Source organism: Candidatus Afararchaeum irisae, from assembly GCA_034190545.1.
Lineage (GTDB): Archaea > Halobacteriota > Halobacteria > Halobacteriales > Afararchaeaceae > Afararchaeum > Afararchaeum irisae.
Genome location: JAXIOF010000036.1, coordinates 13,534 through 39,784, shown reverse-complemented (window position 1 = coordinate 39,784; position 26,251 = coordinate 13,534). Strand labels below are relative to the sequence as shown.

At 55.4% G+C, this 26,251-nt stretch carries 24 protein-coding genes; 9 read left to right on the top strand and 15 right to left on the bottom strand.

What is annotated here, in order from left to right; genetic code table 11:
* Position 1: 1 nt before the first annotated feature.
* From SV253_04905 to SV253_04890, 4 genes are read right to left on the bottom strand one after another with little or no spacing between them, the layout of a single operon-like run.
* Positions 2–400, bottom strand: coding sequence for a hypothetical protein (locus tag SV253_04905; protein ID MDY6775402.1), 399 nt, complete (start codon positions 398–400; stop codon positions 2–4).
* The gene (locus SV253_04900) at positions 393–1,211 is read right to left on the bottom strand and encodes a shikimate dehydrogenase (GenBank protein MDY6775401.1); all 819 of its coding nucleotides are present in this window, start codon (positions 1,209–1,211) and stop codon (positions 393–395) included. The genes SV253_04905 and SV253_04900 overlap by 8 nt, the downstream gene beginning before the upstream one ends.
* A gap of 29 nt (positions 1,212–1,240) precedes the next feature.
* The gene (locus tag SV253_04895) at positions 1,241–1,423 is read right to left on the bottom strand and encodes a DUF2892 domain-containing protein (protein MDY6775400.1); all 183 of its coding nucleotides are present in this window, start codon (positions 1,421–1,423) and stop codon (positions 1,241–1,243) included.
* Between the two features lie 49 nt (positions 1,424–1,472).
* A complete protein-coding gene (locus SV253_04890) occupies positions 1,473–3,059 on the bottom strand; it encodes a M48 family metallopeptidase (protein ID MDY6775399.1) in 1,587 nt (528 codons plus the stop codon).
* A 158-nt stretch (positions 3,060–3,217) separates the two neighbouring features.
* Between SV253_04890 and SV253_04885 the strand changes: the two genes are divergently transcribed.
* From SV253_04885 to SV253_04855, 7 genes are all read left to right on the top strand, one after another.
* Positions 3,218–4,555, top strand: a complete 1,338-nt coding sequence (locus SV253_04885) for a D-aminoacyl-tRNA deacylase (GenBank protein MDY6775398.1) — start codon at positions 3,218–3,220, stop codon at positions 4,553–4,555.
* A 122-nt stretch (positions 4,556–4,677) separates the two neighbouring features.
* Complete coding sequence (gene ftsZ, locus SV253_04880) at positions 4,678–5,850, top strand: cell division protein FtsZ (protein MDY6775397.1); 1,173 nt, start codon at positions 4,678–4,680, stop codon at positions 5,848–5,850.
* A 46-nt stretch (positions 5,851–5,896) separates the two neighbouring features.
* Positions 5,897–6,070 carry a protein translocase SEC61 complex subunit gamma gene (locus tag SV253_04875; GenBank protein MDY6775396.1) on the top strand — a complete coding sequence of 58 codons (174 nt, stop codon included), beginning with the start codon at positions 5,897–5,899 and terminating at the stop codon, positions 6,068–6,070.
* Between the two features lie 15 nt (positions 6,071–6,085).
* Positions 6,086–6,520 carry a transcription elongation factor Spt5 gene (locus SV253_04870; GenBank protein ID MDY6775395.1) on the top strand — a complete coding sequence of 145 codons (435 nt, stop codon included), beginning with the start codon at positions 6,086–6,088 and terminating at the stop codon, positions 6,518–6,520.
* A 27-nt stretch (positions 6,521–6,547) separates the two neighbouring features.
* Positions 6,548–7,867 carry a tripartite tricarboxylate transporter permease gene (locus SV253_04865; GenBank protein MDY6775394.1) on the top strand — a complete coding sequence of 440 codons (1,320 nt, stop codon included), beginning with the start codon at positions 6,548–6,550 and terminating at the stop codon, positions 7,865–7,867.
* Between the two features lie 146 nt (positions 7,868–8,013).
* Positions 8,014–8,553: a hypothetical protein gene (locus tag SV253_04860; GenBank protein ID MDY6775393.1), complete on the top strand. Its 540-nt coding sequence runs from the start codon at positions 8,014–8,016 to the stop codon at positions 8,551–8,553.
* Positions 8,554–9,002: 449 nt separating this feature from the next.
* Entirely contained in the window at positions 9,003–10,643 is a 1,641-nt protein-coding gene (locus tag SV253_04855) for a PAS domain S-box protein (protein MDY6775392.1), read from the top strand.
* 43 nt (positions 10,644–10,686) lie between these two features.
* Here SV253_04855 and SV253_04850 read toward each other — a convergent pair whose 3' ends face one another.
* Positions 10,687–11,775: a sulfite exporter TauE/SafE family protein gene (locus tag SV253_04850; protein ID MDY6775391.1), complete on the bottom strand. Its 1,089-nt coding sequence runs from the start codon at positions 11,773–11,775 to the stop codon at positions 10,687–10,689.
* A 1,126-nt stretch (positions 11,776–12,901) separates the two neighbouring features.
* Positions 12,902–14,122 (bottom strand): transposase, encoded by a 1,221-nt coding sequence (locus SV253_04845; GenBank protein ID MDY6775390.1) that lies wholly within the window; start codon positions 14,120–14,122, stop codon positions 12,902–12,904.
* Between the two features lie 179 nt (positions 14,123–14,301).
* Between SV253_04845 and ilvD the strand changes: the two genes are divergently transcribed.
* On the top strand, positions 14,302–16,029 hold the full coding sequence (gene ilvD / locus SV253_04840; GenBank protein MDY6775389.1) for a dihydroxy-acid dehydratase: 1,728 nt from the start codon (positions 14,302–14,304) through the stop codon (positions 16,027–16,029).
* 140 nt (positions 16,030–16,169) lie between these two features.
* Positions 16,170–17,012 carry a mechanosensitive ion channel family protein gene (locus SV253_04835; GenBank protein MDY6775388.1) on the top strand — a complete coding sequence of 281 codons (843 nt, stop codon included), beginning with the start codon at positions 16,170–16,172 and terminating at the stop codon, positions 17,010–17,012.
* Between the two features lie 4 nt (positions 17,013–17,016).
* Here the strand turns inward: SV253_04835 and SV253_04830 are convergent, their stop codons facing one another.
* From SV253_04830 to moaA, 9 genes are all read right to left on the bottom strand, one after another.
* Entirely contained in the window at positions 17,017–18,201 is a 1,185-nt protein-coding gene (locus SV253_04830; protein ID MDY6775387.1) for a rhodanese-like domain-containing protein, read from the bottom strand.
* A gap of 247 nt (positions 18,202–18,448) precedes the next feature.
* Entirely contained in the window at positions 18,449–19,813 is a 1,365-nt protein-coding gene (locus SV253_04825) for a response regulator (GenBank protein ID MDY6775386.1), read from the bottom strand.
* Positions 19,814–19,945: 132 nt separating this feature from the next.
* The gene (locus tag SV253_04820) at positions 19,946–20,701 is read right to left on the bottom strand and encodes an ABC transporter permease (protein MDY6775385.1); all 756 of its coding nucleotides are present in this window, start codon (positions 20,699–20,701) and stop codon (positions 19,946–19,948) included.
* Positions 20,698–21,654 carry an ABC transporter ATP-binding protein gene (locus SV253_04815; GenBank protein ID MDY6775384.1) on the bottom strand — a complete coding sequence of 319 codons (957 nt, stop codon included), beginning with the start codon at positions 21,652–21,654 and terminating at the stop codon, positions 20,698–20,700. Before SV253_04815 ends, SV253_04820 begins: the two co-directional genes overlap by 4 nt.
* A 111-nt stretch (positions 21,655–21,765) precedes the next feature.
* Complete coding sequence (locus SV253_04810; protein MDY6775383.1) at positions 21,766–22,440, bottom strand: hypothetical protein; 675 nt, start codon at positions 22,438–22,440, stop codon at positions 21,766–21,768.
* A 2-nt stretch (positions 22,441–22,442) separates the two neighbouring features.
* Positions 22,443–23,897, bottom strand: coding sequence for a heme o synthase (locus SV253_04805; GenBank protein ID MDY6775382.1), 1,455 nt, complete (start codon positions 23,895–23,897; stop codon positions 22,443–22,445).
* Complete coding sequence (locus SV253_04800) at positions 23,851–24,402, bottom strand: COX15/CtaA family protein (GenBank protein MDY6775381.1); 552 nt, start codon at positions 24,400–24,402, stop codon at positions 23,851–23,853. The genes SV253_04805 and SV253_04800 overlap by 47 nt, the downstream gene beginning before the upstream one ends.
* A 62-nt stretch (positions 24,403–24,464) precedes the next feature.
* Positions 24,465–25,019: an RNA 2',3'-cyclic phosphodiesterase gene (thpR, locus tag SV253_04795; GenBank protein ID MDY6775380.1), complete on the bottom strand. Its 555-nt coding sequence runs from the start codon at positions 25,017–25,019 to the stop codon at positions 24,465–24,467.
* Positions 25,020–25,023: 4 nt separating this feature from the next.
* Positions 25,024–26,049 carry a GTP 3',8-cyclase MoaA gene (gene moaA, locus SV253_04790; protein ID MDY6775379.1) on the bottom strand — a complete coding sequence of 342 codons (1,026 nt, stop codon included), beginning with the start codon at positions 26,047–26,049 and terminating at the stop codon, positions 25,024–25,026.
* Between the last annotated feature and the right edge of the window lie 202 nt (positions 26,050–26,251).

Below are 26,251 nucleotides of genomic sequence, written 5' to 3'. Positions count from 1 at the left end.
CTTACAGAACCTTCTTAAGAGGTACCTCGTCGGCGTCGTACTCGCGCAGCCTCTCAGCCGCGTCTTCGAGCTTCTCTATTCTGAGGAGGTCGTTTATCTCGTCGATGAAGTCGGCGGCGTTGTCGACATATACTATCCTGCGGAGAGTCAGAACCGTGTTTCCGTTGACATCGCGTGAGACACCACCTTCTATGGCGTTGCCTCTGAACTCTCCCTCGAACTCAGAATGGGTGGCGTGAGCTGAGAACTCCGAGACGTCGATGTCGTCGTGTTCGTCGACCTCCGCAGCCTCGTGTACAGCGTTCGTGACTGCGTCTGTGTCGACCTCGGGTATACGGAGTATGAGACGGAAGCTCTTCTCCGAGAAGAGTTCGAGACGTTCGTCGTCAGTCTCAGTCATCCTTCAGCCTCCTTCTCACGGCTGTGTTCATGACATCGACGGGCGGCTTCTTCCCCGTCCAGATCTCGAACGCCTCGACGCCCTGGAAGACGAGCATCCAGGCTCCGTCTACTGTCTTGGCTCCTACCTCCTTCGCGTCCCTCAGAAGACGTGTCTCAAGAGGGCTGTATACGACGTCGAAGACGACGAGATCCGAGTCGAGGTACTCCGCGGGTACGGGAGTCTCGTCCTCCTCCATTCCGACGCTCGTCGCGTTTATAAGTATGTCGGCGTCTGAGACGGTATCCTTGAGGGCATCGAGCGAGTAGCCCTCCGCTGACCCTGATCCACCGAGTTCGTCGGCGAGGTCACGTGCCTTCTCCGGGGTTCTGTTGACGATTCTTATCCGACTGTTGCGTTCCGAGAGCGCGAAACAGACAGCACGTGCCGCTCCCCCGGCTCCGACAACTACGACTTCGGCACCGTCTACTTCGACGCCATGGTGTTCGAGTGCTCTGATCGCGCCGACGCCGTCGGTGTTGTAGCCCTTCATCTCTTCGAGGTCGAGAGTGTTGACCGCAGCCATCTTCTCCGCCGTAGGATCGTTCTCGACTGCGTCGAGTTCGGCGACAGCCTGCTTGTGTGGTATCGTGACGTTGAGACCCTTTATTCCGAGAGCCTCGGCTCCCTTGACGGCGGTCTCGACGTCTCCGTCTTCGACGGGGAACTTACAGTAACGCGCGTCGTATCCCATCTCGTCGTAAGCCGCCTCGTGCATAGGGGGTGAGAGCGAGTGCTCTACGGGATTGCCTATTATTCCGTAGATATCCATGCCCGAGAGACGCGTCGGAGACACAAAAATTAGTCGAACAGCCTTGCGTATATCTTCTCAGGAGGACAGAAACCCGTGAAAGAGCTCTGGAGAAGGTTGAGACCCGCGAAGGCATCTATGAGGTAGAAGTAGTCGTTCACGAACCAGCCGAGTAGGAATCCCGCAAGTATGACGACGCCTGCTATACGTCTGACGAACTGTGTCTGATTCATTGCTACTACGTATGTAGTTGGAAGTCTTAAACGTGCCGGAGAAACAGGCTTATCTAAGGTTTTCGACCCTTTCATCTATCGAGGGATGGAGTGAGAGTAGATTATACAGCTTGCCTGTTTTCTTCTTCTGTGTGTTCGCCTCGGCAAGCTTCTCAAGTGCTGATACGGTGGTCTCGGTTCCCGTCACATCCGCGGCGTACTCGTCGGCGGCGTACTCCAGCCTCTGGCTCAGGATGCCCTGTACGAAGAGTATATACAGCGTAATTACACCGAAGTTGGGAAGGAAGCTTCCGTAGAAGCCGTAGGTCTCCTCTAGCGACGACATTACGTCGGTCTTCATAGTCAGAGTTATCCAGACAGCAAAGAAGACGAACCCCGCGATGCCTTTTATCCAGAGATGCCTTTTCTTGAGATGTCCGATCTCGTGAGCCAAAACTGACTCCATCTCCGCCTCGTCGAACTCTTCCACTAGATAGTCGGTCAGAAAGACGTAGCTGAAGCCGGGTACAGTTCCGGCTACCAAGGCATTTGCAGTCTTCTGTTTTTTACCCTCGATCAGCTTTATACCACGTACGCTGTATCCCTGTGTCTCGCAGAATCCATGGAGTCTTTCTCGGAGGTCGTGATCGTCGAAGTCGTGGGTGTCCTGGAGGACTAGTGCTAGGTACGGCGACAGTGCCATCACTCCTAGGATGAAGACACCGAAGGAGATTATCATAGCCGGAAGGCTCGACAGAAGATCCGAGAAGTTCGCAATCACGAAGAACCACACCATAACCGGAATCAGTACAAACGAAAGTCCGATTACGAACTTCTTCACCGCGGATCTCTTACTCACCGACGTGTTGCGTATCTCCTTGTCGTAAGGTAGTATGCCCACGACAACTGAAGCCATCGAGGCTAAGATTGGAATAATTACTACAGCCAGTATCACACCGAGTGCCGTGTTTACTGACTCCATTATACCGGGTGCGAAACTCGTCACCCCGAACTTGGCTATCGGCATCAGACCAGTCTCGAAGGTGAGTATTACGGCTAAGAACGGAAGGATAACCATGAATGCCGCGATGCTCCTCCTGATCCTGTGGGTTTTGTCCTCGTCAGACACCCTGGAGTCGAAGACTCTCCGGGCATAGAGACGTGACAAGGCTAGGGGTATGAGAACCAACGAGATCAGACTTCCTACGAGTTTGAGTAATGCGTCCGTAGTCACTCCATACGTGACGGGTGACGAGAATTCCCGTATGACGTATTTGTCGTCCTGGTCTTCTGAGGTCTTGAACGTCACAGTAGAACCGTCGACTTCTGTCTTCGAACTCAGCGTGAGGAAGAAGGTATCTGTGGTCTCGAACTCTGTCCTCAGAAACGAAAGCTCCGAGAGTTCGAGCCTTCTACTCCAGATGCTCGTCTTGTGACCCAGATCGGTCTCAACTTTAACCCGAGTGTAGTTTTCCCCCTCTGTCGTCTCGACTGACGAAGGCTTGAAGCCGTTTCTTCTGAAAACCCTCTCCACTTTCGAGGAGTTGACTGAGTAGCTGTCTGACTTGGTGAAGTACATCTCGACGGAGTCGTCTGTTCCCGGTTCCTCAGTCACGACTACGTCTCCCGGATTGTGAACCGATTCGGCTGTAGCCACCGAAGAGGCAGTTACAAGGACTAAGACCAAGAAAGACCAAGCTAATAGTAGGATGGGTCGACGACTTCCCTGTCCCATGTGAAAGACTTCACCGTATCATATATATTAAGACTGTCGGAGATCCCAAAGACTGTCTAAGTACGTGACGAAGTAAAGGTATGATAGGCATCGTAGTCTCACGTGACGACGAGGCGAGTCTCAACATACGTGACAGACTCCTCGAAGAGGCAGACTGGGAAGAGACGGAGCCCGAAGGAGACTGGGAGCGAGAGTACAGACGAGACGGATACGTGATGGTGGAGAAGGAGGGTCTACATCTCTACTACGACGACGTCGACTCACGTCTCTCCGAGACACACGACACCGACCTCCTCGTCTTCGCGTCGCGTCACTCGGGAGACACGGGGGAGCTTCTCACGGCACATTTCACGGGTAACTTCGGAGAGGCGGAGTACGGCGGCGAAGAAGGAGGGTTAGCGAAGCCCGCGCCTCACGCCGCGAAGTCCCTTCTCAGATTCTTCGAGGACGAGTCTCCCGACGGCTTCGACGTCTCGTTCGAGGCGACCCACCACGGTCCCACGGCTGTCGAGACACCGTCTTTATACGCCGAGATAGGGAGTGGCGAGGACGAATGGGAACGTGAGGATGCCGCGAGGACGGTTGCGAGAGGCTTACTCGGACTCGACACCTCCGAGACATACCCCAAGGTCGCCGTCGGATTAGGAGGAGGACATTACGCGCCGAAGTTCACGCGTATTCTCCTCGAAACTGACGTCGCTTTCGGACACGTCGTCCCCGACCACTGTCTCGACGACCTCGACGACACGCTTATCGACGATGTCTTCGAGATATCGGCGGCAGGGTTCGGCGTACTCGACGGCGACGGTACCGAGGAAGATCTGCGGGGCTATCCGTCGAGGGCGGAGTCGGTACTGAGACGCCGATCGGGTCTCGAAGACGAGGTAGCAGAGGCGATAGAGTCAGCCATGTCGGGTGAACGTCTCTTCCTCACAGCACACAAAGATGAAGACGAAGACGAAGAAGTAGATGAAGTCGACCACGAAGACGTAGACGTAGACGAAGAAGTAGATGAAGTCGACCCGGCTGTCTACGGCGGTACCGAGGCGGCACGTGAGGCACGCAGGACAGACCCCGACGGATTCGAGGATCTAATCGAAGAACACTGTCTCGGCTACTCCGAGAACGACGACTCGTCTCTCGCCGACGTAGTCTTAGAGACCGACGAGACTGAGGACTTCACACGTGGGATCGCCGGGATACTCAGAGACAAGTACGACGACGTAGTCTACGACGAGGCAGAGGGGGAGATAACCGTTCGGAGGCAGGTCTTTAGCCCCGGGAAGGCTAAGGAGATGGGTGTTCCCGAGGGGCGTCTCTTCGGGAAGCTGTCCGGCGGTGAGGAGGTCGAACTCGACGACAGAACTATATGTCCGGAGGATGTTCATGTTACAGAAACCAAGGTATTTGAGGTCTGAGACGTATGTCAGACGTAAGTCTGACTTAATAATATATACGCGAAGTCCATAGACCGACTCAGAGGTCTACGTACGGTACCGTATAGTATATCAGACTGAGTTCCATCATACGGTGTAATAGCATGGACAAGATAATAGAAGACGCTCTTGAGGAAGCCGAGAACGAGGAGAACATGAACGACGAACTAGGAGGCGAGATAAACACGGGCTCGTCGGACACGGGTGCGGGGACAGAAACAGGGGGCAACGGCCCGGCGAGTAACGCCGAGACTACTGACGAGGAGCTACTCGACGTACTTGAGGAGCTCGAAACAGACATTACCGTAGTCGGATGTGGGGGCGCGGGCTGTAACACTATCTCCCGAATGGAGAAGGAGGGAATACACGGAGCCAACTTAGTAGCCGCCAACACCGACGCACAGCATCTCATAGAGACTGAGGCGGACAAGAAGCTCCTGATAGGAAAGAAGAAGACCGGAGGACGAGGAGCCGGATCGGTACCGCAAGTCGGCGAGGAAGCCGCTCTGGAGTCACAGGAGGAGATAACCAACGCAGTCTCGGGTTCCGACATGGTCTTCGTGACAGCAGGTCTCGGAGGAGGAACGGGGACGGGAAGTGCCCCGGTCGTCGCACAGGCGGCACAGGACGAGGGTGCTCTCACGATAGCAGTCGTCACGACGCCTTTCACCGCGGAGGGCGAGGTCAGGAGGACTAACGCCGAGGCGGGTCTCGAACGTCTGCGTGACGTCGCCGACACCGTCATAGTCGTCCCGAACGACAGGCTTCTCGACGCAGTTGGAGGTCTACCCGTCAAGAAGGCGTTCAAGGTCGCCGACGAAGTCCTGATGCGTTCGGTGAAGGGGATCACAGAGCTAATCACGAAGCCCGGTCTCGTCAACCTCGACTTCGCCGATGTACGTACCGTGATGGAGAAGGGAGGCGTAGCGATGATAGGTCTCGGAGAGAGCGACTCAGAGAGCAAGGCAGAGGACAGTGTGAGACACGCTCTGCGGTCTCCCCTCCTCGACGTCAACATAGAGGGAGCGACCTCCGCACTCGTCAACGTCACGGGCGGAAACGACATGAGCATAGACGAGGCTGAGGGGGTCGTCGAACAGATCTACGACAAGATAGACACCAACGCTAGGATAATCTGGGGAACCTCGGTCGACGAGGAACTTGAAGGCTCGATGAGGACTATGGTCGTCGTCACGGGTGTCGAGAGTCCCCAGATATACGGCAAGACCCCCAACGAGACCCAGACCACCGAGAGCGACATAGACTACATAGATTAGATAAGATTAGAAGGACTCAAGTTTACTGAGGAACAAACCGCTTCTGATGGATATTGATTTCAGCTTAAACGAGTACATCCGTGTTCTGAAGCTAGCACGGACGCCGACTTGGCAGGAGTTCAAACAGGCGTCGTACATAGCAGGAGGCGGAATAATCTTCATAGGGCTCGTCGGCTTCCTGATATTCGTGGTCATGAGATTCCTTCCCCCCGCAACATAAGAATAAGAGACAAACATGGGAATATACGCAGTCAAGACAACCGCGAACCAGGAGAGGACAGTCGCCGACATGATAGCAGAGCGTGATGTCGATGAGATATATGCGATTCTCGCGCCGAGTGACCTCAAGGCGTATGTCCTAGTCGAGGCGGAGAGTCCCGATGTGGTCAAACGTGTCGCAGAGGATATACCTCACGCTCGGACGATGGTCGAGGGAACCACCAGCATGGAGGAGGTCGAGCATTTCCTGACTCCGAAGCCGTCTGTCTCGGGTGTCGAGGAAGACGCGGTCGTCGAGATCATAAGCGGTCCCTTCAAGGGGGAGAAGGCACGAGTCAAGAGGATAGACTCTTCGAGCGACGAGGTCACCGTAGAGCTACACGAGGCGACGGTTCCGATACCCGTGACAGTCAGGGGAGACCACATAAGAGTTCTCGACAGAGAAGAATAGACCGTTTAGCCGGGTCTGAACCTGAGATTGACACTCTTACTCTCGTTTCCGTCTTCGTTCTTGGTCTTGGTCTCGTTTTCATTTTCACAGTTATCGCCGGCGTCAGTCTTAGTCTTCGGAGGCGTCGGCTTTCTTCTCGGAACCCTAAGCGGTCTCACACCGGGACTACACGTCAACACATTCGCTCTTCTTCTCGCAGGAGCCGTTCCGGCAGCAGTCTCACGTCTCGGGATCGAGATCTCGCCCGAACTCCTCGGAGTGGCGATAGTCGCCGCGGCTGTCACGCATACGTTCCTCGACATAGTTCCGAGCCTCGTAGTCGGAGTACCCGACGACTCAATGGCTCTCGCCGCACTTCCCGGGCACCGTATGGTACTCGACGGAAGGGGACACGAGGCTCTGCGTCTCTCAGCCCTCGGGAGTCTCGTAGCCGTGGGCTTCGGTGTCGTCGTATCCCTCCCTCTCACTCTCGGAATGGTGAGACTTTACCCAGTCTTAGAGGACTCGATGGCATTAGTCCTCGGAGCCACAGCCGGCTTTCTCCTCTTTACCGAGGGTGGTATCAGGAGGAGTCTCACAGCGGCTTTCGTTCTCGTGAGCAGCGGTCTCTTAGGCTACTACGTCCTCAACTCGGGCGAAACGTCGAACCTCCTCATGCCTCTCTTCACGGGACTCTTCGGAATGCCCGTCGTCGCCACGAGTGCATTATCCGACTCGGATATACCCGAACAGGACGCCGACGCGTCTCCACGTATACCCAGAAGACGTACTCTCACGAGTGCCGCATCGGGAAGCTTAGCCGGTGGAGTCGTCGGATGGATACCCGGCATAAGTCCCGCCCTAGCTACAGTCTTCGTCCAGAGCTTCATACCCGGCTCCGATCCCGGAATGGGAGGCGGAGAAAGTCACGACTCATCCGCACGTGAGTTCATAGTCGCCGTCTCGGGAGTCAACTCCTCTAATGCTCTCTTCGCTCTCCTCGCTCTCTACTTCATAGACAGGCCTAGGAGCGGAGCAATGGTCGCACTCTCGGACGTAGTAACTGTAAGCCGTGACCTCACTGTCGTATACATAGGAGTCGTCGTCGGAGTCTCCGCAGTCGCATTCGGCGCGACGGTAGTTCTAGGACGCCTGGTCTTCAGAGCCGCCGAGTCGGTGAGCTACCGTCTCGTGACAGTCTGTGTAGCAGTTCTCCTCGTCTTACTAACTGTGGCTCTCACGGGCATCAGAGGTCTTCCGATACTCGTCTCGGCGACAGCTATAGGGATGGTTCCCAACCACAGCCGTGTCAGACGTGTACACTGTATGGGAAGTCTCCTGTTACCGCTGGTACTCTTCTACGTATAACAGTTGGATATCTTATACTTATAACGAAGAGCATATACGTACAACGAGCCGTATTAGTATGAGTACGAGTACAAGGAACCGCCGGGATAAGACGGGAGGAGTCCGATTATATGTCCCTGTGACACGGGGCATCCAACAACAAAGAGATGTTAAAAGACATAGTAGACAGCTTCGGGTTCAGGATAGCGGTTACTGTTCTCTTTATCGGACTTACACCTCTGTTTCTCACCACTTACGTCAGCCTCAACCAGACACAGGACGCACTCAAGGATCAGTCAGTCGAGAGACTGAGCACTGAGATAGAGTCGGTCTCAGAGAACGCAGAGACGAGGTCACTACTCTACAAGAAACAGGTCAGGATGGTCGAGAGACAGGAGTCTGTCAGGAGTCTGATACGTTACAGGTACTCGAACATGACTCTACAAGGGAGAAACTCGTCATACCCGAGACTCCTCGACAGCAGACCCGAGTACAACGAGACACAGGAGTTCTTCCAAGACGTCGGTGAGGACAACCCCAACATCGACATGATACGTGTCTTCTGGAAGGACGGTAACGTCCTCACAGGCTACAAACTCGGCGAGGAGGACACTAAGGACTACAAGGGCGACAAGATCTGGTTCGAAAAAGTGATGAATCCCGACGAGGTCGAGTCCGACGGCGTCTACGTCTCGTCTCGTCAATAAACATAGCTAGGGCGACCGACTCTCCCGCGATAAGGTATGCTACTCCCGTCGAGGTCGACGGCGAACGTGTCGGACTCGTCGTAATCAACTACGAGGCAAAACAGATCACACAGCCCATCACGAGACTCCAGATACGTGACACCGGATACGCGGCTCTCATAGATCTCAACTACACGAACGCCGAGGGCGAGTCACTGGGTCCCGTATACGTCGCAAACGGACGTAGCCCCAGTCTCTCGTTCAACACCTCCGTCGACGAGTACAGGATAATCGGCTCCGACAGGGTCGATGGTGAAAATGGTAGCTTCACTTACTCACGCGGCTCTGAGGAGTGGTTCGCGGAGTACCAGCAGGTCGATCTCCCGAGCGGAGGCGACTACTACGCCGTAGCCACGGTTCCGACCTCGGAGATATTCGCCCCTGCAATAAGAATAAGGGATGCCGTCGAGATGATAGCCGTCGTCTCAGCGGCTGTAGTCGTGGTAGCGGGTCTCTACATGTCAAGACGTATGACAGAGCCCATACGTGACTTCGCCGAGGACGCCAAGAGGATAGCAGACGGCGACCTTGATCACAGCATAAAGGTATCGTATCCGACCTCCGAAATGCGTCTGATGTCGGAGTCGGCTTGTAACATGAAACAGAGGCTCCTGAGGGCACTCGACGAAGCCGAGGAGGCTAGGGAAGACGCCGAGAAGGCACGTAAGAAGTACGAGTCGATATTCGAGGGCTCACCCGACGCAGTCGTGCTTGCGGACGCCGAGACGGGCGACATACTTGAGGTCAACCAACAGACTGCCGACCTCTTCGGATACTCCGAGGATCAACTCAGGGGTATGAGACAGCCCGATCTACATCCCGACGAAAAGAGACAGGAGTACGCCGAGGCGTTCGACTCTGTACGTAACAGAGCCGATGGGGATCCGGTCACAGTAACAGAGCGAGAAGACGGCTCACCTATCCGTATAGAGACGAAGGAAGGAGATCTGAAGCCCGTGAGCATAAGATCGACCAACATCGAAGTCGACGGCAGGAAGTTCGCCTACGCCACATTCAGGGACATATCCGAGAGAAAACAGCGTCAGAGACGTCTTGAGATGTTCAGGAAGGCTGTCGAACACGCGGGACATGCGATATACATCACCGACACCGACGGGGTTATAGAGTACGTCAACTCGGAGTTCGAGGAAATCACGGGCTACTCAGCCGACGAGATGATCGGAGAGACTCCCAGAAAGCTCAAGTCGGGCGAACAGGACGATTCCTACTACGAGAGCCTGTGGGAGACTATACTCTCGGGAGATGTCTGGGAGGAGGAGGTCGTCGACAGACGTAAGGACGGCAGGCTCTATACCGCACACCAGACTATAGCACCCATCACCGACTCCGACGGCGACCCCACCAAGTTCGTGGCTATACAGACCGACATAAGCTCACGTATGCTCAGACAGCAGAGACTACAGGTGATGCACAGGGTTCTGCGCCACAACCTCAGAAACGGCTTGAGCGTCATAATCGGGTACTCCGAGATGATAGACGACGAGAGCCAGAGCCGGGGCATAGGAGAGATGATAAGGAAGAAAGCCTCCGAGCTAGAGAGCCTGAGCGAGAAAGCCGAACGGGTAAACAGCCTGCTTGAGGTCTCTGATGACTCGGACAGTAAGGCGGGACTCGACGAGGTTCTCACAGACATCACACAGAAGGCTTCTCTGCGTCACGAAGACGCCGAGGTATACTGGGACTCCGACATGTCGGAGCCATACACAGTCTCGATGAGAACCAAGACGGGTATAAAGGAGATAGTCGACAACGCAGTAGAACACAACGACACACGTGATCCGAGAGTCGAGATAGACGTAGTCGAGTGCGACGACGAGATAGAGGTGGACATATCCGACAACGGTCCCGGAATACCCGACGACGAACAGGAGGTTCTCAGAAACGGTGAGGAGACACCACTCAAACACGGAAGCGGTCTCGGTCTCTGGCTCGTCTACTGGCTCGTGAAGATGGAAGGCGGCAAGATAGACATATCCGAGAGACAGCCCCGGGGGAGCACTGTCAGAGTCATTCTGCCGAAGCCGGACTGAAGAGAAGAGAGACGGAAAGGAAGACGAAGAAGACAGCTTACTGCTACATTCCTCCTGACGCCATGAGGAAGAGAGCGACTGCGATCACCGAGAAGAGACCACAGACGAACTTCTTTATCGTCTGGGTCTCTAAGGCGTTTGAGACGTAAGGTGCTATCTGTCCCCCTAAGACGGTCGCGGGGACGGTGAAGACTACCATGTTCCACGGCGTCGAGGCTATGTTCATCGAGTGACCTCCGACTATGCCGCCGCCGAATATATGAACCGCCGAGGCGATTATAGCGGTAAGAGCCACGACTATGTGGTTGGTACCTATCGCTACACGTATCGGGACACGTGTGTTGAGCATCGATATGATGCCGAGTTCACCTATACCGAATCCGGCGAGTCCCTGGAAGGTACCTCCTATGCTGTAGTTGGCGAACCGTCTGAGGTAGCCCGACCTGTCGTATTTGTAGTCGTCGCCCTCACAGTCGACACGTGTCACGGTGCCGTCCTCGTCTGTCCTGACTCCCGCATCACCCACCATTCCGGGGTCGTCGGGGAGGTTCGAAGCAGTGCCGCCGTCGGTAGTCGCACACGACGTCTCGGAGGAGTCACCGTGTCCGTGGCTCAGGTCGGTTCTTGACAGGAGGTAAGCCGAAGCGAGTAGGGCTATCCCGAGAAGCGAATGGAAGACTACCTCGGGTATCACGAAAGACAGGAGCGCGCCTCCGACGACGAAGGGGAGTGATCCTCCGACGAGAGCGACTGCGACACGTCTGTCAACGAGTCCGTAACGTATGAAGGCAATCGACGAACTCGACAGACCGAACGCCTCGCTTATCAGCCCGACCTTGACGAGTGTCTCGGGCTCCAAGGGATGCGACAGAATCGGGAATATGAATATGAAGAACGGCACGAAGAGAGCCGATCCGCTTATACCGACCGTGTTGACCGTCGTGGCTCCGAGGACGAAGAACGGGAAGAGCCACCAGTAGTTCAGCCAGTACTCCGCCTGTGTCGTGCCCTCGGGTACCGATGTCGGCGCGAAGAGGTAGACAGCCGCGATAAACACGACGGGTGCTGCGAAGACGAAGAAATGCTGGTTCCTCAGGAACGTCTTCTGTATGTCTGAGTACGAGTATGACATCGTGGTAGTGAGTGAAGTACCACGGGTCGGGTGTTTCGCAAATCCGAAGGATTTGCTAAAGTTGTGAAATCTACGATTTCACAGCCCGTGAATCATTGATTCACGAAGCCGAAATCACAGATTTCGGAAACCCGTGGCTTCCGTATCTATCCTCTGACACTATGCCAGCGTAACGGAGCAACGGAATTTAATTCCGCCTGCACTTCCATGTTGAATGGTCGTGTGGAGGAACAAACACCCGAACAGGCTTCACCTTCCGTGATAGGGTTTCTATCACCGCCGAAGGTTTATCACTCGCACAGTCCGTGCGAGCGTATGCAGTTGCATACTGTCCGTAGGCGTATGCCACTTCACTCACGGCACGACAAGACAAGACTCACCATGCTTCAGGGTTTTGTGATGCCTATAATTACCCTCCAACCATTATACAACGTAGGGTTAGTTAAATACTTCGACGCGATTCACCCACAGTCACTAACGTCTGCAAATCAGAGATTTGCAGGCTCGTGAATCATAGATTCACGAACGTTCCTTGCTTTGCTTCACTACGTTCAGCAAAACACGGGTCAGGTGTTTCGCAAATCGAAGATTTGCTAAAGTTACAAAATCTCTGATTTTGTAGCCCGTGAATCAATGATTCACGAAGCCGAAAACCTACGGTTTTCGGAAACCCGTGGAACTCTCGCTGCTCTCCTTTAGATTCCGTAGCTGTAGTTTCGTAGAATAGGCTTCTCGGCGCGGACTCCGGTAGTAGACATCTCTCGGCTCATCTATTTAGATGACACCTTCCTTGACGGCGAACGAGCTATATCTGTGTGCGGTTCTGCTGTTTGATGTGGTACGTATCATGCGTTCGTGCTTGATACTTCCCCCGTAAAAACCTTCTACTTGAGACTGGGTTTGTGAAGACAGTACAGACCGACGTCACCTACGCCCGCCGTGAACGGCGTTCGTCAAACTTTGTTTGACGTGCCCGCGAGAACGAAGTTCTCGGGACGTTCGGAAATCTTCGATTTCCGAGCCAGCGAATTCGGAGAATTCGGGACGGGGCTTGTCGGTGGACTTCACAAGATCTTCGATCTTGTGGATTGTGAAATCTCTGATTTCACAACTCCCGTTCTGACCACTAAACAGTGGTCGGCGTGAAAATGCCGTTCACGTTCAACGTCCCCGACTTCAGGGCAAGGTGACTGGTTGCCCCTCCAGAACCAGACTTGTGCCAGTTCTGGAGTAGTTTCCGAGCGATGTTCTTCGCGGCGTTGTAGTCGGCGTGGTACTCGCGGTCGCACTTCAGACAGCAAAACTCGTCGCCGTCTCTGTTGTCGTCGTGCGTGAAGCTACAGTCAACGTGACTACACCGTTGACTGGTGTACCGAGGCGCAACTTTCTCGACCGCAATACCATACTCTGCGGCTTTATACTCGGTGTACTCTTGGATACGACGGAACGCCCACTGTTGGAACTTGCTCGCGTTCGAGATGCGTTGGCGGATATGTTTCAGCTTCTCAAATGCGATATGCGTACAGTCGTGAGCGAGAGCCTCTTGCACTAGTGCCTTCGAAACACGGTGCAGGTAGTCTTCACTCCAGTTGGCAAATCGCCCACCGAGTGATTTCATCGTCAGGTGGGCCGACCGAGTTCCAGCCTGTTGCATCTGTCCACGCCGCTTTTCGTATTCTCGCCGCTTGTGGTTGAGGTAATCTGCGTTGCCGAGGAACGCGCCGGTCGAAGTGACGGCAAGGTAACCATCCACGTTCAAGTCTACGCCGAGAACCGTTCCGTTCTCGGCATCTTCCGGCTCTTCCTCAGTCTCTTTCACGACAGCGATGTGGAGGTAGTAATCGCCATCACGGTGATGCAGTGTCGCCTCACGTTTCTCCCATTCTTCGGAGAAATAGGTTGTCGGTGGTACATCCTCGTCAGGTAGGATATATCCGGCTTCGATACGGCCGTCCACAGTGGCAAGCGTGGCGTACTCCTCGTAGTAGGTAATCGCGTTGAGGTTGTAGACGACGGAACCAGACGTGAACTGTGGTTTCGAGGGATTATCACCATTTTTGCGTTTCTCGGCACAAGAATCGAGTGCGTCAGCGGCTCGATTCCGAGCGGCGCACACAAGGTCAGCGTTGAGTTTGTCGGTCGCTTCGCGTACTTCGTCGTATGTCCGGTCGTGTAACTCAGTTTTCGACGTGACTATGTAGCCGTCTTCTGTGCCGTTCCAGCCGTCGTCTGCAACCATCTGAGAGGCCTGTTTGAAGCGGTCTATCGTCTGTTGAAGGAGTTGGTAAGCATCGTCGTCAACGTCGAGTTTCACGACGGCGGTACGGCGAAGCTCCACAATTGCCATATATATTTGAGACAGTATAAATGTTATTTATATTCCGCGTCAACGTTGGGGAGTCATTAATGGGGTAGCCAGTGGTTCGTCACACAGAGCTTACGCGATTCCCGCCCGGCGTGAACGCCGGGATTCCCTCGCTGTCAGAAGATGGTCGGACTTTTAAGAAAGGCGGGCGAAATTCACGTATGGAAGCCTCTGACGGCGAATCTAACACGGAAAAGGACTCACAGCTAAGGAGCGCGGAGGTGACTGAGGGAGCCGACCGCGCCCCCCACCGTTCCCTCTTCCGCGCGGCGGGTCTAGACGACGAGGAGATACATAAGCCTCTGATAGGGATCGCCAACTCGTGGAACGAGATAGTCCCAGGACACGTCCATCTCGACAAGCTCGCACACGAGGTCAAGAAAGGTGTCGAGGAGGCGGGAGGAACGCCGCTAGAGTTCAACACGATAGCCGTCGACGACGGCATAGCGATGGGACACGACGGCATGAGGGCGAGCCTCCCGTCGCGCGAGATAATTGCCGACTCAGTCGAGCTGATGGCTAACGCTCACAAGTTCGACGGAATAGTCGCACTCGCGTCGTGTGACAAGATAGTCCCGGGCATGCTGATGGCGATAGCACGTCTCGACATACCCGCGATAATGGTGACGGGAGGACAGATGGAGGCGGGGGAGTTCGAGGGGGAGCCCGCCGACCTCGTCTCCGTCTTCGAGGGAGTCAGCAAGTACAACGAGGGCGAGATGTCGGGGGAGGAGTTATATAACCTCGAATGTAACGCGTGTCCGAGCGAGGGCTCGTGTGCGGGGATGTTTACGGCGAACACGATGGCGTGTGTCACCGAGACTCTCGGACTGTCGTGGACGGGATGTGCGACCTACGGAGCGACCGACACACGTAAGTACGACATAGCTCAGAAGAGCGGAAGGGAGATACTCCGTCTGGTGCGTGAGGACATACGTCCCTCTGAGTTCCTCACACATGAGTCGTTCGAGAACGCACTCGCTGTCGACCTCGCCTTAGGCGGAAGTACCAACACTATGTTACATCTCCCCGCTATAGCCCAGGAGGCGGGAGTCGACATAAGCCTTGCAGACTTCGACGAGATAGCCCAGAAGACACCACATCTCGCACATATGAGCCCCGCAGGTACGTGGAGAATGGAGCATCTCAGGGACGACGGCGGTGTCCCCGGTGTGATGACCCAGCTTCAGGATCAGCTACATCTCGACCGTCCGACAGTAGACGGAAAGACGGTAGGAGAGAGGATAGACGAGGCGGAGAGGGTCGGAAAGGTGATCCAGTCCGCCGACGATCCCGTACACGACGGTGGCGGCTTAGCCGTCCTGAAGGGCAACCTCGCACCTGAGGGTGCTGTCGTCAAGGCAGCGGCGATGGACGACTCGATGAGACAGTTCACGGGGAGAGCACGTGTCTACGACTCACAGCAGGAGGCACTCGACGCCATAGACGGCGGAGAGATAGAGAAGGGCGACGCCATAGTCATACGGTATGAGGGTCCAAAGGGAGGACCCGGAATGCCCGAGATGCTTGAGCCCACCTCGAAGATATCCGGCTCGCCGACACTCTCGGGCGAGGTCGCTCTGATCACCGACGGACGTTTCTCGGGAGGCACGAGAGGCGCGGCGATAGGACACGTCAGCCCTGAGGCGGCGGAGGGCGGTCTGATAGGACTCGTCGAGGAGGGAGACAAGATAAGGATAGACGTCGACAAGGGCATCCTCTCGCTCGAAGTCGACGACGAGACCCTCGAAGAACGCGCCGAGGACTGGTCACCTGTCGAGAAGGACGCGTCGGGCGTCTTAGAACGTTACGCAGCGATGGCGACGAGTGCGGCGAACGGCGGACTCCTCGAAGTCCCGTCGTGTGAAGACGATGTCGAGATACCTTAAGAGTTACAGCCGATGGATTCTTCGTCCTTGAGACGGTAGGAAGACGGTGTGTTAGAGTCCGCGTTTCCGACACCGTCCCAGACCAGACCCAGATACTCCCTATAGACGTAGACGTAGACGTAGACGTAGACGTAGACCCCGTGAGCATAGCATCGGAGTACACGGGTCTGATCCAACAGATAGGGATTCTCATATTCACACTCGTAGTTCTCTATACACTCGGAGTCCACGTCGGAAAGCCCGCTTTTCTGAAGCTCCTCGTCTACATAGACGCCGACAGACGGTTCAAGTACGCAGTAAGGAGGTTCGGCAACTTCTTAGCCTTCGTGGTGGCTCTAATTCTGTCGACTCTCGCGTCCGACTTCGGGGAGATACTCGCGGCGTCGGCTGTGGTTCTCGCCGCCACGACGGTCGCGGTGGGTGTCGCCGCACGCGAGGTTACCTCGAACTTCATAAGCGGCATCGTGATAATTGCCGACACCGAGCTCAACTACGGAGACTGGATAAAGTTCGGCGAGGTTGAAGGGACGATAACCGACATAGGCTACAGGGCGACACGTATACGTAAGTTCAACAACGAGAAGGTCACGGTTCCGAACTCACAGCTCGTGGCTAACCAGGTCACCAATGTCTCGGTGAACCAGAACCTTCGTCTCGAAATCGAGTTCGGGATAGACTACGACGACGACATAGACACCGCGAGGGAGATACTCATACAGGAGGCGTTTGCACACGACGAGATACTCGAAAGCCCCGAACCCGGAGTCTACCTGAGGGAGTTTGCGGGATCTTACGTCGCTCTGGAGTCACGTGTCTGGCTCAAAGACCCCGATCGTTCGAACGTGGTTGAGGTGCGCTCGGAGTACTCACAGCGCGTCAAGGAGAGGTTTGAGGACGTGGGGATACAGATACAGCCACCCTCGCCTCAGAAGGTCTCGGGAAGCCTAGAAATAAACCGGAAAGAGCCGCGAACAGAGGATTAGTTAGTTAGTCGTCTGCGACTACGCTCTCCTCGGTCGCCGCACACCTGTTGGGTCCTAGCTCTAGCTCCTCAGCCTCCTCCTCGCTCTCAAGCTCGCGTTTGCCCTCGTTCGTAGCGATGACGTTCTCGTAGTTGGGAGGCTTCGACGGCATGTTCTCGAAGGCAGCGTCGACGTACTCGTCCTTGTCCATATTTATCATCTCGTTGTTCTGACGTATGTAGCCGATTGTCGCCGTCATCGGCTGTCCCGGAGTAACGTCGATGAACTCGCCGTCGTCTGTGACCGAGAAATGGGCGGGGAGTACCTTGACCGTGTCGGGCTGTGACATCATGTTCTGGAGGGTGTCGTAAAGAACGCCCGAGGCGTCCTCGGCGTCGGCACCCTCGAACTGGAGCTCAGTACGTCCGACCGACTCGACGAAGAGTGTGTCTCCTGTCATGAGTGCGACGTCCTCGACGAGCCACGACGTCGATCCCGTGGTGTGTCCCGGGGTGTGTACCGCCTTTATACTGACGTTGCCGACCTCTACGGTGCCGTTAGGCTCGACGGGGTCGTACTCGAACTGCGGGTTACGTGTCTCCGCCTCGCTTCCGAGGTAGTAAGGTACGTCGAGCTCGTCACGTAGCTCTCGCGCGCCCTTCATGAGATGGTCGGCGTGTATGTGGGTCTCGAATATCGCCGATATCTTGTAGCCGTGTTCGGAGGCGGCGTCGAGATACTCGTTCTTGTGGCGTGTGACATCTATCGCCGCCGCCTCTCCCGTCTCCTTACAGCCGACTATGTATCCGAGACAGCCTTTCGACCTCCTCTGTACCTGTATTATCTCCATCTCGTCCCTGTCGGTGGCTATCTTCGTCTTGTCGTAGACGGCTCCCCACGCTTCCATGCCGCCGTCGACGCTCTTAACGTTGTCGTAGCCTCTGTCTTCGAGGTAGTCTGCGAAAGCCTCCGACGCCTTCCCCTTCGCACAGATACTGATTATCTGAGTGTCCTCGTCTATGCCGTACTCTTCCTTGACGGAGTCCCAGTCGCCTCTGAGTTCACTGTCTGAGTACGAGTACTCGACGTTTACGGCTCCGCCGACGTGCCAGTTCTCGAAGTCCTCCTGGTTTCTCGTGTCGACTAAGACGTAGTCTTGGTCGCTGTCCTGGAGGTCTCTCAGCTCTTCTGCTGTTATCGTCTCTACCATGTCTACTACAACACGGTGATACGAAGAATAAGAAATGCCTCCTAATAGAGGTATTTTAAATACGGAGACGAGTGAAAATTTTGCAATATCCACAAAACCAAGTTCTATACCGAATATTTTGTCTCAAGGACAACAAGGGAAGACATATGACCTAAAATATATTTAATCCCTTGGCTTCCGGAGCCCGACAAGCGTACAGAGTTGAAATGCGGAAGGACTGACACAACGTCTAAGTGGTGGTCTCTCTCTACCTCGTGTTCACGACGAACCGCGGACCGCCGAGGTCCGAGCTTTCGAGTTCGATCTCCCATCCGTGTGCCTCGACGATACTTTCGACTATCGACAGACCGAACCCGGTGCCCTCGTCGGTAGTCGTGTAGCCGTGGTCGAAGACGTTCTCCCTCTCTTCGTCCGATATTCCCTCACCGTCGTCCTCGACGTAGAATCCGTTCTCTATGCTTCCGACGTGTATGCTGACGTCGTCGCCGCCGTGTTCGACCGAGTTCCTGAAGAGGTTTTCGAGTGCCTCACGCAGACGGCTCTCGTCGGCTGAAACGGTTCCGAGTCTGTCGTCTATCTCGACTGAGGCGTCCTTCGTATGTACGTTTCTCCATGCCTGCCTCACAGTCTCCTTGAGACTTACTTCGTCGGTCTCTCCGACAGTCTGACCCTGACGTGCGAGGTCGAGGACGTCGCTGACTATGTTCTCGACCCTCTCGAGAGCCTCCTCGACCTCGTCGAACTCGTCGTCGTCTCCCGTCTCGCGCGCTAACTCGAGACGTCCCTGTGCGACGTTGAGGGGATTGAGGAGGTCGTGTGAGACCACACTCGCAAACTCGTCGAGGCGTTCGTTCTGAAGCTCTAGCTCCTTCTCACGCTCCTTCCTGCGTGTTATGTCACGTGAGATCATCTGGAAGCTCTCTTCCTCACCGTGGAGATCGACGGGGACGAATATATTGTGGAAGTACCTTCCCTCGTAGCTGTCCTCGTAGGTCTTCGTCTCTTTCTCGTCTATGACCTCACGTCCCATCTCAAGCCTCATCTCTCCGACTCCTTCGGGCATCAGGTCAGATACCGACTCTCCGATGAGATCCGACTCCTTCTCGCCGAATGCGTCCGTCATAGCCGGGTTCACGGCGAGAAGCTCACCGTCTCGGCTTATCTGGGCTATGTAGTCGGGAGTGTTACTCAGAAGTAGCTCGTACTTCTTCTGTGTCTGGTGCTGTGAGACGGCGTTCTCGATCGTGTTGGCGAGACGTCTGTACTCGTTGTCCTCCATTATCTCAAGCTTGAGGAGGTAGTCGGTCGCGCCGCCGCTGAACGCCTCACTCGCGACCTCCTCGTCGCCTCTTCCCATAAGCAGGAGAAACGGTATCTCGATACCTCTCTCGCGGAGACGTTGAAGTAGTTCGAGTCCGTCCATACCCGGCATGTCGTAGTCACTCACGACACAGTCTATGTCGGTCTCAGAGAGCATTCCGAGGGCATCGCTCCCGCTTGTGACACAGAAGGTCTCCATTCCGTACTTCTCCTCAAGCTCCTCTGAGAGCATGTTGGCGAAAAAAGAACTGTCGTCGACCACGAGGGTTCGGATACGGGAGGTCTGGGACATCTCCTTAACACCTGCCCCCGTCTCCGTCTCCGTCTCCGTCTCCGGTTACAGATACCGCCTCGTTTGCGCTATCCGATCTTTCCATCACGGGCTGTGATAACAGAAGCCGAACCATAAAAATTCCCTTTGGTCTCAGTCCTCTCTCCACGGGAGTAGGTGGACGCCTGCACCGAAGGCGACGACGGCGATGGCTAAGAGAACACCCAGACTCACCGCGTAAGACGTTCCCTCGTATGTCGCGGCTCTCACACCGCGTGAGAAGTAGGTGAGCGGCAGTATGTCTATCAGAGGCTGTATGGGTTCGGGAACGAGGTCGGGGCTCACGAAGGTCTCTGAGAGGACTATCATCGGAAATGAGAGTGCGTTTCCGGCGGCGATAGCACCGTCCTGTGAGTCGGCTAAGCTTCCTATCACAGCACCGATCCCCGAAAAGACGAAGACTCCCGCAGGAACGAATACCATGAGTGATGGCGAAACTACTATATCCGCCGAGGTGACGACGAGGAGGACGCCGAGTATGAGGAGACTCGCTCCCGAGACAAGAGCCGTTACTACGAGACTGTGTGCTAAGAGCCACTCGAACGCCGAGAGAGGAGTGCTCGACAGCTTCTCGAACTGCCTCTCCTCGTCGTAGATCGCGACTGTGCTCGCCATCCTCTCCATCGGCGTGAAGAGGACGACTATAGCGAGGTATCCGGGTATGTAGTACCCCACGGGCTTTGAGAAGAGACCCCCTGCCCCAGAGGCGACCTGTGTGCTCACCACGGCGGCGAGTAACCCGACGAGCATTATGGGGAAGACGAATGTAAAGAAGACAGCGGCACGTTTCCGGATGAAGGTTCTCCAAGAAGCCTTAGCCTCGGATGCGATACGTCGCGCCGAGATCACGCTTCGACACCTCCCTCTTCTCCGTCACCCATCTTACTTCCGAACCTCGAACCCGTGAGGTTGAGATAGACATCCTCTAAGTCGGGCTGTTTCCAGACGAGCTCGTCGTACTCTATCCCCGACGACTCAAGTAGCTCGACAGCCTCGCCTATCGTAGTCGGGTCTATCTCCTCGAACCTGACTGTCTGGGTGTCAGGGTCGACCTCTACGGAGAAACCGTCTGACTCTAGCTCCGAGATGTCTCGACTCTGAGTCCCTAGGCTGACTTCGAGCCTACTCTCTCCTCCGTACTCACGTATGAGGGCGTCGGGATCGTCTATCTCGACTATCTCTCCGTCGTCTATGAGAGCCACAGTGTCGGCGAGGTACTCGGCTTCTTCCATGTAATGTGTCGTGAGGAAGACCGTAGTTCCCGACTCGGCGAGGTCTTCTATTAACTCCCACATAGACCGCCGTCCGTCGGGGTCGATTCCCGTCGTCGGCTCGTCAAGGAAGAGTAGATCGGGGTCGTTTACGAGCGACGAAGCCACACATGTCCGTCTCTTCTGTCCTCCCGAGAGATTCGAGTACCTCGAATCCGCCGAAGCGTGTATACCCACCTTTTCGAGAACCTCCTCGGCGTCGGCAGTCTCCGACTCGGGATAAAGACCCGCGTAGTACTCGACTATCTCACGCGGCGTCAGAAGACCCGACGGGTTGAAGTCCTGAGGCAGAAGACCTATGCGTGTCTTGTCGGTGTCGGAAGGCGGCTCTCCGAGTACAGTGGCTTCGCCTCCCGAGGGTCTCAGGCTTCCGGTGAGACATCTCACGAGTGTGGTCTTTCCGGCTCCGTTAGGTCCTATAAGGGTGAAGACCTCGCCCTCTGTGACTGAGAATGAGACTCCGTCGAGAGCAAGCCTGTCCCCGTAAGACTTCCGGAGGTCTGTGACCTCTATCGACATCGGCTTCGACATTCGGCGTATACCTCCGTCTCAGTCTCCCTCTCTGTCTGTGTCTGTGTCTGTGTTTCGGCGGTCTGTTCCATGTCTGACTGTTTACTTCTACTAACGTAAGTCTTGTCTTGTCTAGTAGGGTTTCCAGTAGAGGAGGGCTACGGCTGTGAGAAAGACGAGAGTCGACAGACCGTACGACCACGAGTAGATCGTAGTCGTGAGAGCCGATCCGGTTCCGAGAGCCGACGTGAGTGCTGCAGTGAATATGGGCCAGGTACAGCTTACACACGAGAAGAGACCGAAGACCCCCGAGACGACCGACTTCGAGGTGTCGAGAACCGTCGAGTAGACGAGATACGACAGGACTGCGTATCCGAACGTCTTGAACGGTATTAGGTTTATCCAGAAGGTCTCGCCCGAGTAGTAGACAGCGGGTCCCCATCCCGGAGACAGCCACTTGATACTGAAGCCGTAGCCGACTGGGTTGAAGTCGAAGAGACCACCGAAGTACATCAGAAGCACGAAGTAGACCAAAGAGGCTCCGGCTGCTAGGTATCTGTAACGTCCTCCGGCTGACGTCCGGGGCTCCGTACGTACAACAGCCCAGAGTCCGACGTTTATCCAGACGAACGGGTAGATGTTATGACGTATTGTTGTCATAGATGTTCCCGGAAGACTGTAGTAAAATCCTAAGACGAGTATCTCGGCGGCTGTGATAAGCCCTCCCCAGACGAGAGTCGACTTACGTGGTCTGATCCTCGAAAGATCGAGCCACTCAACGCCGTTGTTCGAGTCTGTGGATGTCATTTTTATATCACGAGTGTCTCGACGACTATGGATATCAGAAGTGTTCCGAGGTAGATGTTAGAGGCGTGGAAAGACCGGAAGGCGGCTTTCTTCGTCTGTTCCCTGTAGAGACGGAGTACTGTCCAGATGAAGACGGAGCCGAGTACGACTGTCGTAGCTCCGTAGAGCCATCCGACGGGAGCTACAGCACCCAGAACTCCCGCTGAGAGGAGAGTCGCGCCGAGGTAGAGGAGTATGTGTCTGAGTGTAACTCTCTCGCCTCTGACGACGGGAAGCATCGGGAAGTCGCCTCTCTCGTAGTCCTTCTTGTACGCGAGCGCGAGGTTGTAGAAGTGGGCGGGTGTCCATAGGAATATGACCGCGCCGAGTACGACTGCGGGAACCCCTATGGTGTTGGTGACCGCCGACCAGCCTATGAGTGCGGGAAGTGCTCCGACCGCGCCGCCTATGACTATGTTCTGTGTCGTGTTGGGCTTGAGAACCACCGTGTAGACAAATGTGTAGAAGAGTATGGCTATGAAGTCGAGAACCGCGGCGAGGACGTTGACGTAGACGACGAAGACGCCGAGCGACGCGACTCCTAAGACGAGACCGAAGGCGACGGCGTTACGTACGGGGACTACGCCGTCAACTAAGGGTCTTCCCGATGTTCTGTCCATCTTCTGGTCGACCTCACGTTCGAGGACTTGGTTGAAGGTACCACTCGATCCTATCGACAGGACTCCGCCGACGAGGGTCGCGGCGACAGTGACGGTGCTGACCGACTCGCCCGATCCTCCTACAGCTAAGCCGATACCCGCGAGCGCGACGAGACACAGGAGCCACATCAGGCGCGGCTTTGTTAGCTTGTAGTACGCTCTCAGAGTCATCGTTATCCTCTCCGTGAGGCTCGAAGGATGACCCCAGCCCTCTTCTGCTGTCTCCTCCGACAGATCCTCGGTGTCGCTGTCTATCTCGTCGGGATCTACGTTCGAGTCGAGCCTCCACGTCAGACTCAGAAGGAGTGCGGTGAATATCGACATCGCGATCCCGAGATGTATAGCGGGAAGCCTGGGTATATCCGAGGTCGCGAGGACTCCACCTATCGAAGACTGAACGGGATACGCGACCAGAGCGAACAGAAGGGCGACTCTGACACGAGGTCTCGCGTCGACGAGCCAGGAAGTTACTGCTGTGGCTCCCACGAGGATACCCGTCACGAGGACTGTCAGCCTGTACCCCCAGACCACGAAGAGGCTTCCCTCCCACGGAAAGACCACGAGCCTTCCGTTACACGTGGGCCAGGTCTGACACACAGAAGCGATGTCGGTGATTGCGAGCGTCGCACCGAGTATTATGACTACATAAGTCGCTACTGTCGTGAGAGCTAGAAGATCCGTCAGCCCCTTCTCCCCGGCTGTGTCTATGCTTTCAAGTCTGTGTCCGTCTTTGTGTCTCAGTAGATTTTTGAGTCTCATTTTTCCACACCAGTGCAGTAGCCACAGTCAGACTTACGAGTATTATAGTAGCTGTACCGAGATGCGCCGTGACTATTATCGGCTTGAGATTCTCGGTGACTGTGAGTCCCCCAAGTATTATCTGGAACGGCAGAAGGAGAACCGCGACTGCCGAAGACCAGACGACTGCGCGCTCACGTCCCAGCCTCCACGCTGCGATGGCTGCGCCGATTATCATGAACCCCATTACCATAGCGAGCCCTCTGTGTGCCCACTCGGTGAATATCTGTAGAGCCGTGTAGGGCGAGTTGCTTATTATGCTGGGGTCGAGGAAAGGCACCCAAGTCCCGTAACACGTGGGCCAGTCAGGACACGAGAGTCCGGCTCCTATAGCTTTGACGTAGGAGCCTAAGACCATGAGTATATACGTTCCGACGAGTGTGACACCCATGAAGTAACGGAAAGGGACTCTCGCTCTGATCCAGCCGGGTAATATCCCCTGCCGGGCTTTGGTTTCACTGCTCATGTATTACAACTGTTCCTATGGTCATATAAAGCCTCCTACTCGTTCTCAGAACCTTGGAAGAGCTACAGGTTCGACTCGTAGACTGTCTCGTAGACGGGTCCTCTCGGACCGAGATCGCTCTTCTTGAGACGTACCGATCTGACCTCGAAGCTTCCGAGGCTTCTGCGGCGTGTACGGTCGAGAAAGCTGTTTATCTGACTCTTCGCCTTCCCCGTCTGTACCCTCGCTAGAGTTATGTGTGGCGTGAAGTCGTGGCTCTCGGGCTCGAAGCCCGACTCTACGAACCTCGTTTCGAGACCGTCGTGTATCTCTGAGAGACTCTCGGAGCCCTTGGACACGCCAGCCCAGACTACCTTTATGAAGTCACGGCTCGGGAAGACTCCGGTGCCCTCGACAGTCGCCTCGAAGGACGAGAATCCCTCGGTCGCGTCGTCGAGAATCCGTTCGATTTCGTCGAGCCTGTCTGGGTCGGTGTCTCCGAGGAACTTCATCGTTATATGTGCCTGTTCGGGGTCGACTAGGCTGAGATCGGCACCAGTCTCTCTGAGGTCAGACTGAAGATCTCTGAAGGCATCTTCAAGCTTCTCGGGTAGGTCGACCGATACGAAGAGTCGCATAGAGTTAGTTTATGACCGGAAGCTTAAGTATGTCGTCGGTGTCAGACCCGTCGTCGGCGTCACCGTCCTCGTACTCGGGGTTCCTGACCCAGTTTCCGTCGTCGTCCTTTACCATGTACTCTCCGTAGTAGGGAACACGGTCAGCGACGACCTTTCTGAACTTATCTCTGAGCTCGTCGTCGGTAGCTCCGAGGGTCGAGACAACATCGTCGTTCCTGTTGAGACAGCCCTTGAGACCGCCCGAATGTGTGACACGTATACGGTGGCAGTTGGCACAGAACTCGGGGTTCTCGACGGGATCGACGACCTCGACGACTGTTCCGTCTATCTCGTAACGCGACCTGTTGTGTATCTCTCTCGTCGTGACTCCGTCGGCTCTCCGTGAGAGGAGAGACTTGACCTCGTCTATCTCGACGTGGAACTCGGGCATCCCGGCTATCTCGGGCATGTACTCGATTATCTGGAGACGCAGACCGTCGTTGTCGGTGACGTACTCTATCATGTCGTCGAGGTACGGACGCATCGGCTTCGCCATCACCATGTTGAGCTTCACGGGTGCGAGTCCGGCGTCGAGAGCGGCGTCTATTCCGTCGTAGACCCTCTCTATTCCTCCCTTGGTGACGTCCCTGAACTCCTCGGGGTCGTTGGTGTCCATAGAGACGTTTATGCGTTCGAGACCCCTCTCGGCGAGTGCCTCGGCGCGACCCGCGAGGTAAGTCCCGTTGGTCGTCATACTGACCTCGGTTCCTTCAAGGTCGGCTATACCGCCGACAATCTCCTCCAAGTCATCTCTGAGCATCGGCTCCCCACCAGTTATCTTGAAGTTACGTATCCCGAACTCGTGTGCGATCCGTGCTATACGTAGAACCTCGGCGGTCGACATCTCGTTTTCCTGTGGCTCCCTAGGACCCCTCGTGTCCCCCAACCCCTCGTTGTGGCAGTAGAAACAGTCGAAGTTACATCGGTCGGTGAGTGATATACGTATGTCGGTGACCTCACGACCGAAGTCGTCTGTGAGAAGACTTGACATACAGTCTTAGATGTCTCCAGGATGGCTTAAGACTGTCGGATGTTACCGAGTGGTAATAACGATGTCGGGTAATCTTACTCACAGACCCTTCTCCATGGAAGGGATCTGTGTCGTCTTTAGAACCAGAAACGGACGGACTCGATCCTTGAAATAGGATGGATGTAGTACTATTCTCCATGTCGGAAGTAATCAGTCTATGTCT

What these genes read in the sequence shown, in the direction of transcription:
- SV253_04870 (MDY6775395.1), top strand. Translation starts at nt 6,086, where the DNA reads ATGGGAATATACGCAGTCAAGACAACCGCGAACCAGGAGAGGACAGTC.
- SV253_04860 (MDY6775393.1), top strand. Translation starts at nt 8,014, where the DNA reads ATGTTAAAAGACATAGTAGACAGCTTCGGGTTCAGGATAGCGGTTACT.
- SV253_04825 (MDY6775386.1), bottom strand. Translation starts at nt 19,813, where the DNA reads ATGTCCCAGACCTCCCGTATCCGAACCCTCGTGGTCGACGACAGTTCT.
- SV253_04815 (MDY6775384.1), bottom strand. Translation starts at nt 21,654, where the DNA reads ATGTCGAAGCCGATGTCGATAGAGGTCACAGACCTCCGGAAGTCTTAC.
- ilvD (MDY6775389.1), top strand. Translation starts at nt 14,302, where the DNA reads ATGGAAGCCTCTGACGGCGAATCTAACACGGAAAAGGACTCACAGCTA.
- SV253_04900 (MDY6775401.1), bottom strand. Translation starts at nt 1,211, where the DNA reads ATGGATATCTACGGAATAATAGGCAATCCCGTAGAGCACTCGCTCTCA.
- SV253_04810 (MDY6775383.1), bottom strand. Translation starts at nt 22,440, where the DNA reads ATGACATCCACAGACTCGAACAACGGCGTTGAGTGGCTCGATCTTTCG.
- SV253_04885 (MDY6775398.1), top strand. Translation starts at nt 3,218, where the DNA reads ATGATAGGCATCGTAGTCTCACGTGACGACGAGGCGAGTCTCAACATA.
- SV253_04905 (MDY6775402.1), bottom strand. Translation starts at nt 400, where the DNA reads ATGACTGAGACTGACGACGAACGTCTCGAACTCTTCTCGGAGAAGAGC.
- SV253_04850 (MDY6775391.1), bottom strand. Translation starts at nt 11,775, where the DNA reads ATGTCATACTCGTACTCAGACATACAGAAGACGTTCCTGAGGAACCAG.
- moaA (MDY6775379.1), bottom strand. Translation starts at nt 26,049, where the DNA reads ATGTCAAGTCTTCTCACAGACGACTTCGGTCGTGAGGTCACCGACATA.
- SV253_04855 (MDY6775392.1), top strand. Translation starts at nt 9,003, where the DNA reads ATGATAGCCGTCGTCTCAGCGGCTGTAGTCGTGGTAGCGGGTCTCTAC.
- SV253_04800 (MDY6775381.1), bottom strand. Translation starts at nt 24,402, where the DNA reads ATGAGCAGTGAAACCAAAGCCCGGCAGGGGATATTACCCGGCTGGATC.
- SV253_04830 (MDY6775387.1), bottom strand. Translation starts at nt 18,201, where the DNA reads ATGGTAGAGACGATAACAGCAGAAGAGCTGAGAGACCTCCAGGACAGC.
- ftsZ (MDY6775397.1), top strand. Translation starts at nt 4,678, where the DNA reads ATGGACAAGATAATAGAAGACGCTCTTGAGGAAGCCGAGAACGAGGAG.
- SV253_04805 (MDY6775382.1), bottom strand. Translation starts at nt 23,897, where the DNA reads ATGAGACTCAAAAATCTACTGAGACACAAAGACGGACACAGACTTGAA.
- thpR (MDY6775380.1), bottom strand. Translation starts at nt 25,019, where the DNA reads ATGCGACTCTTCGTATCGGTCGACCTACCCGAGAAGCTTGAAGATGCC.
- SV253_04875 (MDY6775396.1), top strand. Translation starts at nt 5,897, where the DNA reads ATGGATATTGATTTCAGCTTAAACGAGTACATCCGTGTTCTGAAGCTA.
- SV253_04895 (MDY6775400.1), bottom strand. Translation starts at nt 1,423, where the DNA reads ATGAATCAGACACAGTTCGTCAGACGTATAGCAGGCGTCGTCATACTT.
- SV253_04845 (MDY6775390.1), bottom strand. Translation starts at nt 14,122, where the DNA reads ATGGCAATTGTGGAGCTTCGCCGTACCGCCGTCGTGAAACTCGACGTT.